General features: G+C 42.7%; 6 protein-coding genes. 2 read left to right on the top strand and 4 right to left on the bottom strand.

Annotated elements, in window-relative coordinates:
- Positions 1–197 precede the first annotated feature (197 nt).
- On the bottom strand, positions 198–2,258 hold the full coding sequence (locus FLL46_RS21745; protein ID WP_142933670.1) for a neutral/alkaline ceramidase: 2,061 nt from the start codon (positions 2,256–2,258) through the stop codon (positions 198–200).
- 742 nt (positions 2,259–3,000) lie between these two features.
- Between FLL46_RS21745 and FLL46_RS21740 the strand changes: the two genes are divergently transcribed.
- Entirely contained in the window at positions 3,001–8,940 is a 5,940-nt protein-coding gene (locus FLL46_RS21740) for a hybrid sensor histidine kinase/response regulator (RefSeq protein ID WP_142933668.1), read from the top strand.
- Positions 8,941–9,094: 154 nt separating this feature from the next.
- On the opposite strand, the gene FLL46_RS21735 is transcribed toward FLL46_RS21740, so the two are convergent.
- Positions 9,095–11,236, bottom strand: a complete 2,142-nt coding sequence (locus FLL46_RS21735) for a choice-of-anchor X domain-containing protein (protein ID WP_142933666.1) — start codon at positions 11,234–11,236, stop codon at positions 9,095–9,097.
- 592 nt (positions 11,237–11,828) lie between these two features.
- On the opposite strand from FLL46_RS21735, the gene FLL46_RS21730 reads away from it, so the two are divergent.
- A complete protein-coding gene (locus FLL46_RS21730; protein WP_142933664.1) occupies positions 11,829–12,215 on the top strand; it encodes a hypothetical protein in 387 nt (128 codons plus the stop codon).
- An 88-nt stretch (positions 12,216–12,303) separates the two neighbouring features.
- On the opposite strand, the gene FLL46_RS21725 is transcribed toward FLL46_RS21730, so the two are convergent.
- A complete protein-coding gene (locus tag FLL46_RS21725) occupies positions 12,304–14,931 on the bottom strand; it encodes an FAD-dependent oxidoreductase (RefSeq protein ID WP_142933662.1) in 2,628 nt (875 codons plus the stop codon).
- 105 nt (positions 14,932–15,036) lie between these two features.
- Positions 15,037–15,522, bottom strand: coding sequence for a cyclic nucleotide-binding domain-containing protein (locus tag FLL46_RS21720; RefSeq protein ID WP_142933660.1), 486 nt, complete (start codon positions 15,520–15,522; stop codon positions 15,037–15,039).
- Between the last annotated feature and the right edge of the window lie 32 nt (positions 15,523–15,554).

The following is a 15,554-nucleotide window of genomic DNA, read 5'->3' as shown; positions in this document are numbered from 1 at the left end:
TTCTATTGTTTCTTTTTTGTTGGTTAAACATGCTATTTTTGAACTTATTGTTCTTTATTTATGGATAATTTGAGTCCTAGAAACAGGAAGTTTGCGAATATTGCTGATCGGGTAGCTCTAGCAAATTTTCTGATGAAAAGTTTGCCAGAGCAGGGGGAAAGGCTTGAATACGTCAGGTTTAATTCACTGTGTCAGGGTTAATTCACCGTAAATGTTGTAGAAGCGCCACTGTAAGGGAAGATCGTGCCTGTTATGGCCTGTTTCCAGTGGCCATCGTGTTGGATACGATAAATACCGCTTGAAGCATTACTGGGAATCGTCCAGATAGCGTCAACGAATGAACAGGCCAGGCAATCAATCGCTGTGTCTCGGCGCCATTCATAGCGGGTACTCCAATCCCAGTCTTCAGCAATTGTGACCCAGTTAAAACCGACCCGTTTTTGAATTTTGATAAAAGAGTCCTGTATCTTCAGATTGTTTTTTGGGTGACCGGCACGAAAGGTCACGGTTACTGTATTACCTTTCGTGTAAGTTGCGTTGGGCCCTTGCATTACCTGGCCAAAAGATTCGAACAAACGTTTATCGTCGTATGCGACGCCGGGAGACTGGTAAAGCGTGGAAGCGGTGCTACTTAAATCTACGGGTGTTGCTGAACCGGTAATTGCTGTGCCGTTGGCCAGCGCGGTAGAAAGCTCGTTAAAAATTTGTTCATAGGCGTGATGTGTGTGGGGGCCGAACAAAGTTGATGCGCCTTCATAATGTTGAACCTGGTATTCTTCAAAAGTCGATAAGTAGCCAGAGTATGAATTAGCCAGGCCGGCAATAACTGCATAGTCGACATCTTCGTTAGCTAGCGTGGCTAAAACCTTTGCCCGTAAACGGCGTCCTGACATGGTTGTGATTTCAGCAGGGACTGCAATGATAGCCAGCTTATCAATGACAAAAATCTGGAAAGGCAAAATCTGTGGTTCTAGCCCTAAGGAGCCTGTCGGCATGAATACTGGTTTGGGATGTTGGCAGGGATCATCGGTACCTAATAAAATTGCACCCAGGATAAGTTGAATCAGGCTGCCAATGAAATTATCGGCGGCTGCCAGCGCGTCATTCATGTTAAAACCGCCGACCACCATTCCTTCATAAATACCTGGAATATTAGCCGGTCCGTTTTCTCCGCCGGCTAGCATTGAAAATCCACGAGCTGCCTGGCAGAGCTGTTTATTCGTGGTGCCGGTGTAAGCCGCGTTTACCTGATAACCGTTCATGTTTACCCACTTATGTCGGTAGTCCAGGGCTCCATCCATCGCTTCGGTGGCCGATGAATACAGAGTCACTGCTTTTTGGTATTGCTTTAACGCGGCAGCCTGTGTATTTGAGTATTCATCACTACTTCCCTGAAATCCAGGCATTGAAAAAGCGTTGCCATCGGATGGAACGGTGTCTCCTTCATCACTATTGGCAAAAGCCGCCACGAAAGTTTCCGCGGCTCGATAATCGGTTCCCTTATCCTGTTCAAACAGGTAAGAAGCGTGGCCCTTATGATCGCCGCTTATCAGCGTAAAATTCTTGCTAAAACTGGTATTATGGGTAGAAAACCAGTCGATCATGCCAATTTCCTGCCCGCCGTCCTTAACAAATTTAAGCAAGGTCATATCTGTGTTGGTGTTTTTTGGATATGCTGTTTTGTCTGGATTCTGATTATAAGCAGTCAAAGAGCGATTAAGTGCTGCACCCGTTAACTCTCCGCGGGAAAATTTAATTGAACCCGGCGCGAGGTTAGCGTGAGCGCGTTCAATCGATTGCACGATACCGTTGACCACCGCTTCAAAATTTTGTGGAGAATAGCCCGTAATTGATGCCAGCACGAAAAGTCCATGATGGCCTGAACCACCTGGTCCAGTATGAGTGTGGGTTGCTGTGAGCATGACATTATCATGGGTGTAAAGCGTGCCATATGTTGCAGCCAATCGTTTCACCACTTCCAATTTCACCGCCGGAAAAATCGCAGAAACATCGGCGCTGACAAAGACAATCCGCTTATTGGTTGAGGGTTTATTGACAATAAAAGCTCGCGATCTCAATCGCTGGTGGATCCCTCTGGCTATTTGCGATTCATTCACATAACCATATAAACCTATTTCGGCCGCCGGTCCGGTAATGTCATAAATTCCTGTTCCTATTTGGTAAGTGCTTTCAGCGCCTTTGCATGGAAAAGTTAAGAATAGTAATACTGTGAGAAACGCAAGTTTAATGGTAGGCATAATTTCAATCCCTTTGATTGTGGCTTCCAAGTCGCATTTTTATAAATGCTCCATCTGGATGAGCACTCATATATCCTGCCAATTAGGAAATGGCTAACAAATATTTGGGTCATGTGATTTACACAATTAATATTTTTGTAGCAGTAAAGTACAAACTACAAGGATATTCGAAGAACAAAATAGAGTATGGTTTTCACTATATGATTGTTCAAGTTTTTGTTTAGTAAATTTTGGATTAAGGAGCCTGTTTTTTCATAGCATTAAGTTTGGATGAAACCTTCATTGACGTAGCTGGAGCCTGCGGGCACGTTGAAGTGAAATTTGCTAATTGGTCAAAGTGTGTCTATGTTTAAATAGTCGCATTTGAGCTGGTTTTTCGGTTTTTTTATAAGAAAAAATCAAGTCATTTTTTTAAACTGTACTGGTGTTTTTTATAGTCATTTTGTATAACTTTAATGTATAAAAACATTTAGCAATGGAGTAAAAGAGTAACGGATTATGAGATGTTATTACCAAGCCTTACAGACTTTTTATTTCTACTTATCAAACTTCATTCCTGATCATTTTTTTCATATTAATAACAAAAAATTAGAACCTTATGTTACTTCTAGTTTCTCAACTTTTGGTGTTTGCGAGCATCGAGGTATTGCGCCTGTGAGATTAACCAAAAAATTAAAACTGGTTGTAATCGCATGCTTTTGTTTTTCCCATTCTGCATTAATCGGTCGTTGAGGATAGCACCTTGAAAAAAAATATTGCGGGCTTTCAGCTGACTGATAAATGCTATGAAAGTGATCGTACTTTGATCTATCGTACTCTAAATAAAACTAATCAGCCGCCTGTCATCCTGAAGGTTCTTAAGCAGGATAAGCCGTCCGTTAAAGAGTTGGCAAAACATCGCAGAGAATTTGAATTAACTAAAACCTTAAATTCCGAATTCGTAATTAAAGTTTATGGTTTGGAAAAATATGAAAACACATCGGTGATCCTCATCGAAGACTTTGATGGAGAGTCTCTAGTTGAATTACAAAGAATAAGGAACGCTGCTTTTTCTTTCGAAGAAATTCTTTTTATAGCAATAAGAATTACAGAAGGCATAAAAGATGTACACAGTGCAGGAATTATTCATAAGGATATTAATCCAGCCAACCTGGTGTGGAACCCTGCTACAGGCCAGGTAAAAATCATTGACTTTGGTATTGCGACTTCGCTGAGTGAAGAAGTCACTTCGGCTCAAGCTCTCAATAGTCTGGAAGGAACGCTTAATTACTTGTCTCCTGAGCAGTCTGGACGAATGAATCGTGCGGTTGATTATCGAACTGATTTTTATTCTCTGGGGGTTACACTTTACCAATTATTGACAAACAGGTTGCCTTTTGAAGCTGATGATACGATGGAGTTGATCCATTGCCATCTGGCACAGCAACCTGTGTTACCTCATCAACACAATCCCGAAATTCCTGTAATGCTTTCTGAAATTGTCATGAAACTAATGGCGAAAAATGCAGAAGAAAGATATCAGAGTGCCGCAGGCATTATCGTTGATCTGGAAAGATGTCGATCTGAGTTGGCTGAGACCGGAGAAATAAAAACTTTCCCATTAGGCCAACGAGATATCACCGCACGGCTTAATTTATCAAAACGGCTATATGGGCGCGAGTCTGAAGTAGCAGCGTTATTGAGTGCCTTCGAACGTGCTAGCAAGGGCCATGCTGAGTTACTGATGGTGACCGGTTACTCGGGGATCGGAAAAACATCGCTGGTGCAGGAAGTGCATAAGCCAATTGTCGCCAGAAGAGGAAACTTCGCATCAGGGAAGTTTGATCAATACCAGAAAAACATTCCTTATTCTGCTTTTAGAAAAGCGTTTGATGGACTGATCCACCAACTGTTGGCTGAGCCTGAGAAACGGCTTGAGGAATGGAAAAGAACTATGCTCAAAGTACTTGGGCGTAATGCACAGGTGATTGTTGATGTGTTTCCCGTGCTTAAGCAACTTATTGGACCACAGCCGGAAGTTCCATTATTGAGTGCCGCCGAAACTCAAAATAGGTTTAACCTGGCTTTTCAGGATTTTGTCAGCGTTTTCGCTCAAAAAGATCATCCTCTTGTTATTTTTATCGACGACCTGCAATGGGCTGATATGGCTAGCTTAAGTTTACTTGAAGTACTGCTTGTTAATCCAGAATATCAATATCTACTCGTGTTGGGAGCATATCGAAGTAATGAGGTGGATATGTCTCACCCGTTAGCCAGAATATTAGAGGAAATTGGTCAGAAAACTTCAAAAGTTAATTCGTTGGAAGTCGGTCCACTGGATAATTCGAATTTAACCGAGTTGATTGTTGATACCTTTAAAGTCGAGGTTGACGCTGCGGAAAGCCTCAGTGAGTTGGTTATGCGCAAGACTGCAGGAAATCCATTTTTTGTTAATCAATTTTTAAAGAGCCTTTATGAGTCTCAGTTAGTTTCATTTAATGAAGCGCAGGGAGATTGGGTTTGGAATGTCGCCGAAATTGACTCTTTACAAATGGCTGACAATGTAGTCGATCTGATGACTCAGCAAATCGAACGAATGCCAGAATCGACGCAACGGTTATTAGAAGTGGCAAGTTGTATGGGAGCACAGTTCGATGTGCGAGTCCTGGCTTTGGTAACCGGACTGTCTCTTGTCGATGCTTGCCAGGCATTATGGCCGGCATTACAAGCGGGATTAGTGCTTGCTCGGGAGGGCACACAAATATTGCAATGGGCTAGCGATCAGGAAGAGCAAGATCAAGAGGAAACGCCTGTCATAGTTTGGTTTGCTCACGACCGCATGCAACAGGCCGCATATGCATTAGTTGGAGAAAATCTGAAAGAACAATTTCATTTTGAGATCGGTCGAGTATTATTGGCGAGCCTCTCGAAGAAAGAGCGAGAACAACAATTGTTTAGTCTGGTTGATCATCTCAACTATGGTGAAGCATTGATAGAAGAGGGCGAAGAGCGTTTGCGACTGGCCCGTCTTAATTTACAAGCGGGCTTGCAGGCTAAACTTTCAACGGCTTATCAGGACGCTGGTAGTTATTATCAAAAAGGGATTGACTATTTACCTGATTCTCCCTGGCAAAGTGAATATACGCTGACATTTGAACTCTATCTGGGATTATTTGAAACCGCGTTTCTGACAGCAGATTTTGAACGGGCGAAGACTCTGTTTGAAGAACTCCTCACTAAAGCGCAAACGCTGATGGAGCGCGCTCAATTGTATATAATCAATATTACGCAACTGACCACTCAGGGCTATTTTCAAGAGGCAGTGTATGCCGGGTTCCGTGTTCTCGAGGAGTTGGGTTTGCCGCTATCAGAGGAGAATCTGGAAGAAGCTATTCAGAATGAGTTAGGGCGTTTTCAACAGGGATTGCGAGGACGAACATTCGAAGAATTGTTGGAGCTACCACCATTGTCAGATGAAAAGCAACAAATGACACTAGATATATTATCGACGCTGTTATCCCCCGCTTTTTTATATAACCAAAGCTTGGTTGGCCTGTTTGCTTTCTCCATGCTTAATATCTCTTTACGTAAAGGTCTGTCGAGTGTTCACGCTTATGCCTGTGGCGCTGTAAGCACTGCATTTACAGGAATGATGAACGATTATAAATCAGGTTACGAGTTGGGGTTATTAGGCACTCGTATCGCAGAAAAATTTGGCGATCCGCTCGCACTGGGCAAAGCTTATTTTAGTTATTGCGCTGCCGCTTGTCTGTGGCATCGGCCATATCGAGAAGCAAGAGAATATTCTTCTAATGCGCTTCGGTATCTCGTTGAAATGGGCGATCTGCAAAATGCAGGATATACTTACTTGGCAAGGTTTGGAATATTTCTTGAAGAAGGTAAGGCTTTATCCGAGGTGTTAAAAACTGTCGAAGAAGGCATGGCTTTTTCTGCTAAAACAGGTAACCTATTTTGCTATCAGGGCTCAAATTGTAACCGACACATTCTTCTCTGCCTCCAGGGAAAAAACGAGATACCTTTTAGTTTCAACAGCGACGATTTTGATGAAGAAACCTTTATCGAACAGTCACAACATGCGGGGATTGATATCGGTGACTATTATATATACAAGTCATTGAACTATTACCTGTTTGGTCTATATCGTGAAGCGCTATCGATGAGTCAGAAAGCCAGAGAGCTTCTACCATTATTCAAACCCTTTATATCTGCAGCCATCCATTATTTTTATGACTCCCTGATCCTGGCGCGCCTTTGTTGTGATGGGACAGAATCAGAAAAAAAAGACTGGGCAGAGCAACTCAACCAAAACCAGCAGCAAATGAAGATGTGGGCTGAGTTATGTCCAGATAATTTTCTGGATAAATATCTTCTTGTCGAGGCGGAAATTTGTAATGATCCTTTGAAGGCCGCTGACTTATATGATCATGCAATTGCCGCATCCAAAGAGCAGGGGTTTACTGTATATGAAGCACTCGGTAGTGAACTTTGCGGGCAGTTCTGGTTGAGACAAGGGCGTAAGAAAATTGCAGCGACTTACCTTGCTGATGCCGTGTATGGATACAAGTTATGGGGCGCTGAAAGTAAAGCTAGAGACCTGGAAGAAAAGTTCAGTCAGTTATTTTCATTCAGTTCGCAAATGGCTCAGAAAAACACTCAAACTAGTACTGGCATTACGCCGACTGCAGGTACTCAGGAGATTGGCCCACTTGATCTGATGACAGTAACCAAAGCAGCAAATGCAATCGCCAGAGAAATCAATCTGGAAAGGTTGCTGGTGGTCATGTTGAGAATCATGATGGAAAATGCTGGTGCAAGAAAAGGCACGCTGCTGCTTGATGAAAAAGGTGATTTGCGAATTGAAGCAGAGGGTGAAATAGCGCCGGGGAATATTCGGGTATGTCCGCAAATTTCAGTGGAACAAAGCGACTCGTTGTCGTTGGCAATAGTGACCTATGTTCAGTGTACCGGCGAAACAATTGTTCTAGATGAAGCATTGCTGGATGAGCGTTTTGCCTCAGATCCCTATTTAGTTACCAGTGAAGCACAATCTATTTTGTGTATGCCAATTACGCGGCAGGCTGAGCAGATGGGGTTGCTGTATTTGGAAAATAATTTAAGTGCTGGTGTTTTTACCGAGGCTCGAGTTGAACTTTTGGAGATACTTTCTGCGCAAGCAGCGGTTTCACTTGATAACGCCAAGGTATATGCTGAACTTGAAGAACGAGTACAACTTCGTACGGCGCAGCTTGAAGAAGCTAATGCGGAACTGCTGCAAGCCAAAGAAGTTGCCGAGGAAGCCAACAAGGCTAAAAGCGCTTTTTTGGCGAATATGAGCCACGAGCTACGCACACCTTTAAATGCTATTCTAGGATTCTCAGAACTCTCTCAATTTGCTGCTGGCGTTCCGAAAAAAGTTAATGAGTATCTAGGAACTATCCACCGAAGCGGTGAGCACCTTCTTGACTTAATCAATGATGTTCTGGATATGGCAAAAATCGAAGCAGGCAGTAGTGCTTTTGAGCCAAAAGATTTTGACCTTCACACTGCTTTAAACAATATTGAAGAAATGTTTAGTTTGCGCACGAAAAACAAAGGTATCTTTTTGCGTTTTGAAAATATTGAGCTAACACCCAGAACAGTCAGAACTGATGAACGGAAATTACGTCAGGTACTGATTAATTTATTGTCTAATGCAGTTAAATTTACGACACAAGGCGGGGTAACGCTAAGCGCAAAATACCAAAAGCTACCTCAGCCTCGTTTAGGCTTTGAAGTTGAGGATACCGGTCCAGGTATTGCCGATTCAGAATTGGCTCTACTGTTTAAGCCTTTCAGTCAAACTGAAGTTGGGCGCCAGGCGAGGGAAGGAACAGGTTTGGGGTTATCAATCAGCCAGGAATTTGTAGGGCTCATGGGGGGGCAGATTAAAGTTGTTAGCAAAGTAGGCTCAGGTAGTCGATTTTGGTTTGATATAGACATTAAAGAAGCCGGTACTCACTCAATAGCATCCTATTCCACCGGACGAAGAGTAATCAGGCTTGCAAAAGGACAACGCCAATACCGCATTTTGGTCGTGGATGATAGTTCAGACGGTCGTCAGTTGTTGGTTAATCTCATGCAGAATGTTGGCTTTGAGGTTCACAGTGCAAGTAATGGCGAAGAAGCAATAGCTGTCTGGAAAGAAATAAATCCTGATTTAATCTGGATGGATATGCAGATGCCCGTGTTAGATGGCTATGGTGCCACTGAAAAAATAAAAGAGTCGGTTAATGGAAATAACACTGTGGTTATTGCATTAACTGCCAGCGCATTTGAAGAAGAGCGCTCGATTGTGTTAGGCGCAGGTTGTGATGATTTTTTGCGTAAACCATTTCGAGCTGAAGAATTATTCGAGCTTATGACTAGACACTTAAATGTTCAGTTTGAATATCAAAACGATATTTCTGCTGAAACGGATAGCACGAAAAAAATTACCGTTGAAGATTTAGCTGTGCTCTCAGTGGCGCAGCTAACTCAGCTGCATAATGCTGCACTTAGCGGAGATGTAAGTTCTATCGAACAGTTGAATATTTCTATCGAACAACAAAATGAAATTTTAGCCGAGAAAATTAATCGGGTGGTTTCTCAATTCGAGTTTGAACAGATAACCGATGTGACTCAGTCAATGATTGACAATAACTAGTCATTTCAACCAGCTACTACCTTGATCTCCTTCGGCCTATCTTCAGTTTCAATTTTTAAATGATTTTAGACCCGATAGTTGTGGAAAAATCCACTACTATCAGGCCTTGATTATTTTAGTTTTTACTGGGTGATATTTTCACATTAAGTGAGTTTTATCGTGCAGCTCGGGAGTTCATAGACGAGTTGCGGCTGCTATCTTTATATTGCGCGGTATCCCGCATTCCCGTTGTGTGACACCAACCTTTTTTGTGGCCTTTGTTCACTGCGCCGGATAACTGTCCCGCCCATTTCTCAGTGGTTCCATCTTCTGGATCATCAAGAAATAGATCGGTTGCTAAATGGCAATAATCGTAAGCCCACCAGCGAGTTTTAAACGAGGTTGTATAATAATCCACTTCAGCTCTTGCCCAACTAGGAATTGTTGCCAACCAGTTTGCCGCGCCGCTGTATGTCATGTCGGTATTTGGGCCACAGCCGATTCCAAATAACTGACCGAGTAGCGCTGCGTTTCCAGCCAGTGCAGTTCCCTGGTAAGGTGTGCCCAATGATTGAATTTTACGACCGCCGCTGGCATTGTCTAAACCGGTCCAATATTTCGCAAGCAGGTGTAACGCTGCTGCGCCACCCTGACTGTGAGCGACCACACCAAAGGACGAATAGCTCGCGCCAAAATTCTTTATTAGCTGGGCAAATTCATCATGAGTTCGGTTCTTTTTGTAGTCTTGAAATTCTATCGAATTGGTGAAGTGATTAGTATTCCAGACACCGCCTGAGCAATAGCCATGAACTAACATTAATGCGCTACCCGAAGCAGCTTGTGTGGTTTTGTTTAGTGATACTGGTGGTTTGCCTCTCAGCATTTCAGGTGTGATTTCAAGATTTCCATCAAGCGCGTTTTTCTGCCACTTATTTTCCGCTAAAACGGCTTGCAGATTGCGTGATGTTTGATGAGATAGATTGAGCGGTAGCTGTTCTACCTGAGCAATTGGTACATTGGTATTAACGGTTTGCAAACGGAGAGATTTCAAAACGAAAGGTGCCGTTAGTTTTGCGCGTTTTAACCAACGAATATCGAACGACAAGTTCAGATTAGCATTCTGATTACTTTTTTCCGGAGATACGATGCCGCCGATCCAGGCAGCAGGTTTTTGTAAACCATAGGCGTCAGTTCCCCAGATTTCTCCGGCCATGAAAACTGAAGTTTCTGGCTCCAATTGTTTTACCGGTACAGAAACTATTCCGGTTGTTTGGCCACTAAGTGTTAAGTTTGCCGCTGCTTGAGTGAAATTGAAAGCGGGGGCTTCGACAGGATAAAGATCGGTGGTAGTGCGAGAAAAACGGATGCCATCTGAGCGAATGCCTTCAATAGTGACTTGGCTGGTGTAAACCCCAGTTTCATGGGTGGGTATTTTCGCAGAAAAAACTCCATCTCCTGCCAGTTTATCTCCGTTGAGCCCATCATCTGCCAAATCAAGTTTAACCAGATTATTGCCTGGCGTTGTAATTCTTGCTGTTGCTTTGGTTATCATCCCTTGAAGTGGATGTTTCCGTAACATAAGCTCTCGATCACCGCGATCAGTTTTAGCATTGACCATGTAAGCTACAACATTAATATTTCTGTTGAGAATAGTCAGGTTATCGTCCAGGTGAGAGTATAGCTTGAAGTTTGGATCGCCTTTGAATAATAGATACCCAATTGGCTGATTTGCAGTATCAATTTTATCGTTGGTCGATGAGACTGAGGTCGAATTTTTGACGCGTTCGTTGCGGGTAAGTTGAACATTCCATTTTCCTGCTATTGGCGTCTTAATTAGCAGTTGTTTTCCTTTAAAGCTCTTCTGTCCAACTGTAATGTTTTCTACTGTCAGTCGATTGTTGGTGGCGTTAGTTTCATTAAGAACTTGTCGTCCGTCAGGATCGGTAACAGTCAACAACCATTGTTCAGAGTCTGGGCTGATAAACACTAACGGGCTATTCGATTCTCCATCGAAAAGAATCGATTGATTAATAGTGAGCGGTTGATTCGTAGCCTGTGAAGTAGACTTAGCATTGAGTGTTCCACTAGTAGAACGAGGTATTAAAATGGGTAACATGCTTGAGTGGCTAAAAATACCTTTGGATTGAGCACTCGGTAATTTTTGTTCGGCAAGATTTTCGGCCGCGACGGCGACATGTTTGGCTAGAGAAGTGGGAGGTGGGTTTTGCGCCGCACCAACAGTAAAAGTTGTAAAAAATAAGCTGGCAATACTGGTTGTTAATAAATTAGCTTTTAAGAGCTTGTTCGATAATTTCATTTTCATCGCCTTCCATACTCGATTGATTAATGTTGTTGGAGTAAAACGCTGAAAATGTTTTTCAGGATTAAAAATTTATTCAATTAACCACATTGATAAGACAAATTTTACGATGCAACCTTAAAAATCATTTCAGGAAACACGATACTGGGAAGAGGTCAGTGGTCTGTCCATGCTAAAAGGATTACTGCCAGACAAAGTGTGACATAATTCACATTTTTAGCGCGTTATTAATTTCGCTATGAAATAGTAGTAATTGTGATAAAGTGGTATTTTAGAATTGGACTTTGGCGTTTCTATCTCAATAAAACTTGAATGAACCCTCTAGAAGTCGAATCAATGGTATGGATTGAAGTTACATTCAATTTGATAAACCTTGTTGCATCCTAAGGCTGTCTGATTTGGTAAGCGTTTAAAAAATAAATGCTATTAAAAGGAATAAATGACAATAAACGGCAGGTGATAATCGACGATGTGAGATAATAGACTGCGTGAGGCAATCGGTTATGTACACCAATCAAGTTAGGGATGATGATAAATAACGATAAAAAAGTGCCATCAACTAGTTTCGATCGATTCGGGGGCAATCATTTTGCTAGACGTCGAATGCACAAGCTATGAAGTCATCATGAGGCATGAAGGAGATCGCCTCCGTTACCTGGTCACTGGTGACCGCGATTTCCGCTCATCTTACCTGCTCTGGAAACGAATTTATCGAGATTGCGAAGAGTATGGCGTTAACAAGATCCACGCGACCGTGTTGTTGAATGGACAAATTGACAAAATGGAAATTCCACTGCTCATCAATAAACTTATTCAGCTCAACGATTCGAGGCCAGTAACTTGTGCCTGGGTTGATCACAACTCGACATCTTACGCGGATAATGTCATGGGCGAAAAAATCCCTCGACCAACTTCGATGAATGTAAGAATTTTTAATAACGATCAAGATGCCATCGAGTGGCTAGATAAAAACTGAAATATTGCTAAAACGCGTTAGTAATATTTATCTCTAATTCAGGCTAGATAAATACAGGTTAGATAAATACGAGTCAGATAAATACGAGTCAGATAAATAAGTGCCAGTCGTTTTCTCGTAACGCCTTTATATCGCTTTCTGTTAGCGTCTTTTTCTGGTTAATATAATTAGCAATCTGTCCGGAAAACTCAGGGTATCCTAATAGAATACAACCAATAATCTTTTGATCTCGAATGACCAATTTTCGGTAGCGATCTTTCGTTTTGAAAATAATTTCTGAGTCTTCTTTTTCGCCAATAAATGTACCCATTGAAGTGAGTTCTACACCAACCACTTTCAGACCGGTCGCTACCGGCTTGTCGACATAAACCTGATCGCCTCCCAATGCGTTAATTGCTGCAATTCTTCCTTGGTCAACAGCAATGGGCCACAGGCCCGGCAGCTTTCCGTTGGAACCATCGAGCTCAGCAATGTCGCCGGCTGCATAGATGTCTCTCTGGCTAGTTTGCAAATGGTCATCAACCAAAATTCCTTTATTGGTTTTTAGAATATCGTCTTTGGTGAGCTTTTGGTTGGCAACGATTCCGGCTGCTACCAGTAGCAGATTGGCAAGAATTTTTTCGCCGGTTTTCAATTTAATGGCTTCGAGCATTTCATTACCAATTACCTCGTCAACCTCTGCCTGGTAAATAATTGTGATGCCAAGGGCGCTTAGATAGGCGTGAAGCAGGTTGGCACTTTTCTCATCGAGTTGACGGCGCAACAGGTATTTTGAGCGCTCTAACACTGTGACACGCATACCGACCTGTGTAAAGGCGTAAGCGGCTTCTAAACCAAGTAGGCCGCCTCCAGCGATTATAACGCGTTTACATTGATGATCTTGTAAAAAAGTTCTAATACTCATACCGTCTTCGGCAGTTCGCAACGTAAAGCAACCTTGAGTTGCCCAATTTTTGATTGCAGGGATCCGTGCATTGCTACCCGTCGTAATAATGAGTTTGTCGTAGTTAATGGATTCCCTGGTGGCGAGCGTAACGACCTTTTTAGTAGGGTCAATCGATTCGACCTGTGTATTTAACCATTGTTGAATGTCTCTTTTTTTATACCATTCATCCGGCATTAAAATGAGGCTTTGCAACGCTGTTCGACCATAGATTAACTTACTGATGGCCATTCGGTTATAAAGTGGATATTTTTCCGCACCGATCAAATGAATCTCGCAGTTTTTGTGATGCCGACGAATGTAATCGGCAGCAGTAACGCCGGCGATTCCATTACCGATAATCACCACTGAATGAATATTGTCGTCCTGCGCAACTTCAGATTCATCTTCTTCCTGTTCGACAGACTCTGGGTCGAGATTGATTGTTACGCTGGAAGTTGCTTTAACGCAACAAGCCATTCTCACACCTTTTTTATAGCCTAGTCGCTCAAGCGTCGCAGTTTCTTCGCCCGACTTTTCGTTAAGGTTTTCTTCGCCTTTGACAATCGCCACGGGATCGGCACCACAAGCTCCCATGCGGCAACCTGAGTTGATATTGTGACCATTCGCCTCCAACAGGTCGAGCAAGGTCATCTCCGCTTTGGCAACTAATTGCTCATTACCGGGTTGAATGGTAATCGTTGGATTATCGGTCTGTTTTGCGCCATGCTTGGTGAGATGCCGCATGCTCGCTACTTTAGTTTGTGCAGAGCTGGCGAACGCTTGCGACAAAAACATTTTTTCCTTTGCCAGTGTTTTCCAAAACCAGAAAATTGAAATTAACGCAACTGCGCCTCGAATTGACCAGGCCGACCAATCAGGAAAAGCAAACCCTGATAATTTCCCAATAGACTCAAATAAAATCACCGAGGCATACCAGTAAAAAATATTAATCGAAATAACGGCAAACAACGCTGTATTTTTTTGTGGGCTTAGTTTAAACAAGGTTTCAATCACCTGATAAGCACCTACGCCAATCAAACAATATAATCCGAACTGTAAATAAAGTTGGTAGACTGGTATTTCGGGCGTATAAGGCATATAAAAATAAGCGAGTAGTAACCCGGGCATCATGCCTGCAAAAAATTTACGATCACCTGCTAAGATTGGATCTGAATCATAGAGGTCAGCGAGGTAGGCAACTTGTGGATTAAAGTCAAAGCAGTTTTTCGTGCAACCGACACAGGGAGAGCAATGACTGTTATTTACAATTGCGAGGGGGGATTGTCCATAAAGTCTTTGCACTGGGAGTAAAGGACAAAAGCTACCACACCAACCGCTTTTTCCTTTAAACAACAAACCGCCGAAAAAGGCGAAGCCAATGATTCCGATGAGAACAAATGAAAGAATATCTGCATTGTCATTCAAGGCAATTTTTCTTAGCGGAATGGCAATAAATAATAAAGTTAGGCCTATGACGCTCGCGTAGCGTTTGAGTTTTGCCGGGACTTCTTTGGCCAGCGAAAAATTAAATAAGCGAGGGATTTGGTTTGCCGCCGCTAAGGGGCATAAATTTCTCCAAAGTCCAGGCAATAGCCAGAAAACAATCGGTAACAAAGGAACCGCAATACCCCAAAAAATAATTAAAGTTATTTCTGGAAAGTGCCAGGCTCCCCAAATTGTAAAAACAAAGACAATCAGTGATAAGGTTCGCAATACGTGCCAAAGCCATCGTGGGATGATGGGTTCAATCTGCATAAAGTTAGCAAAAATCGGTTTGGCCGTTTGGCTCATTATTATTTCTCCGAATGACTTATCACAGTATTGCTATTATGGTTCGAAAAATCTAGATTTATACTACTTGAAGTTTGCTTTGTTACAGAACTCATTGCAGAAAAATTATCGTTTAGACGCTGATAAAAACTGTGTGGTATTGCGTAATCTAATCGATAGAATTCTACCCAGGTCAAGCGCAACTTGCATGGCCAGGTTGGGGTGTTTAGCTGATAACACTGTAAAAGCGTCTCTGCTAAGGCGGTAAAGCTCACCATCGGATATTGCCCTGATTGATGTCGAGCGAGGGTTGCGATCTAAAAACGATTGCTCTCCAATAACTGAACCTGCTGAAAATGTTGTTAACCTTTCTAATTTCCCCGAGCGTCCTTTAGGTATGAGCACTTCTAATTCGCCCGACGCGACAAAAGCCAGAGAGTCGTCGTCTTCTCCTTGCTCAATAACCATGTCACCGGATTTGAACCGCCTGGTGGAGGTGAAATCCAGTAAGATTTGCCAGTCGTCATCAGTCGCATGTTCAAGAAATACAATGGCTTCTACTTGCTCACTAGCGTTTTCGCTGGGATAAATAAAAAAGTTTGATGTGTCCACTGCCTTTGTTCTCCTCGTCTGCGCTAGTCCGG

Source organism: Aliikangiella coralliicola, assembly GCF_007004725.1.
Classification (GTDB): Bacteria; Pseudomonadota; Gammaproteobacteria; order Enterobacterales; family Kangiellaceae; genus Aliikangiella; species Aliikangiella coralliicola.
The sequence above is the reverse complement of the archived record's forward strand: the minus strand, read 5'-3'. Positions and strand labels throughout refer to the sequence as shown.

Excerpts from the sequence above, each read along its gene's own strand:
- FLL46_RS21735 (WP_142933666.1), bottom strand. The coding sequence starts at position 11,236 with ATGAAATTATCGAACAAGCTCTTAAAAGCTAATTTATTAACAACCAGT.
- FLL46_RS21745 (WP_142933670.1), bottom strand. The coding sequence starts at position 2,258 with ATGCCTACCATTAAACTTGCGTTTCTCACAGTATTACTATTCTTAACT.
- FLL46_RS21725 (WP_142933662.1), bottom strand. The coding sequence starts at position 14,931 with ATGAGCCAAACGGCCAAACCGATTTTTGCTAACTTTATGCAGATTGAA.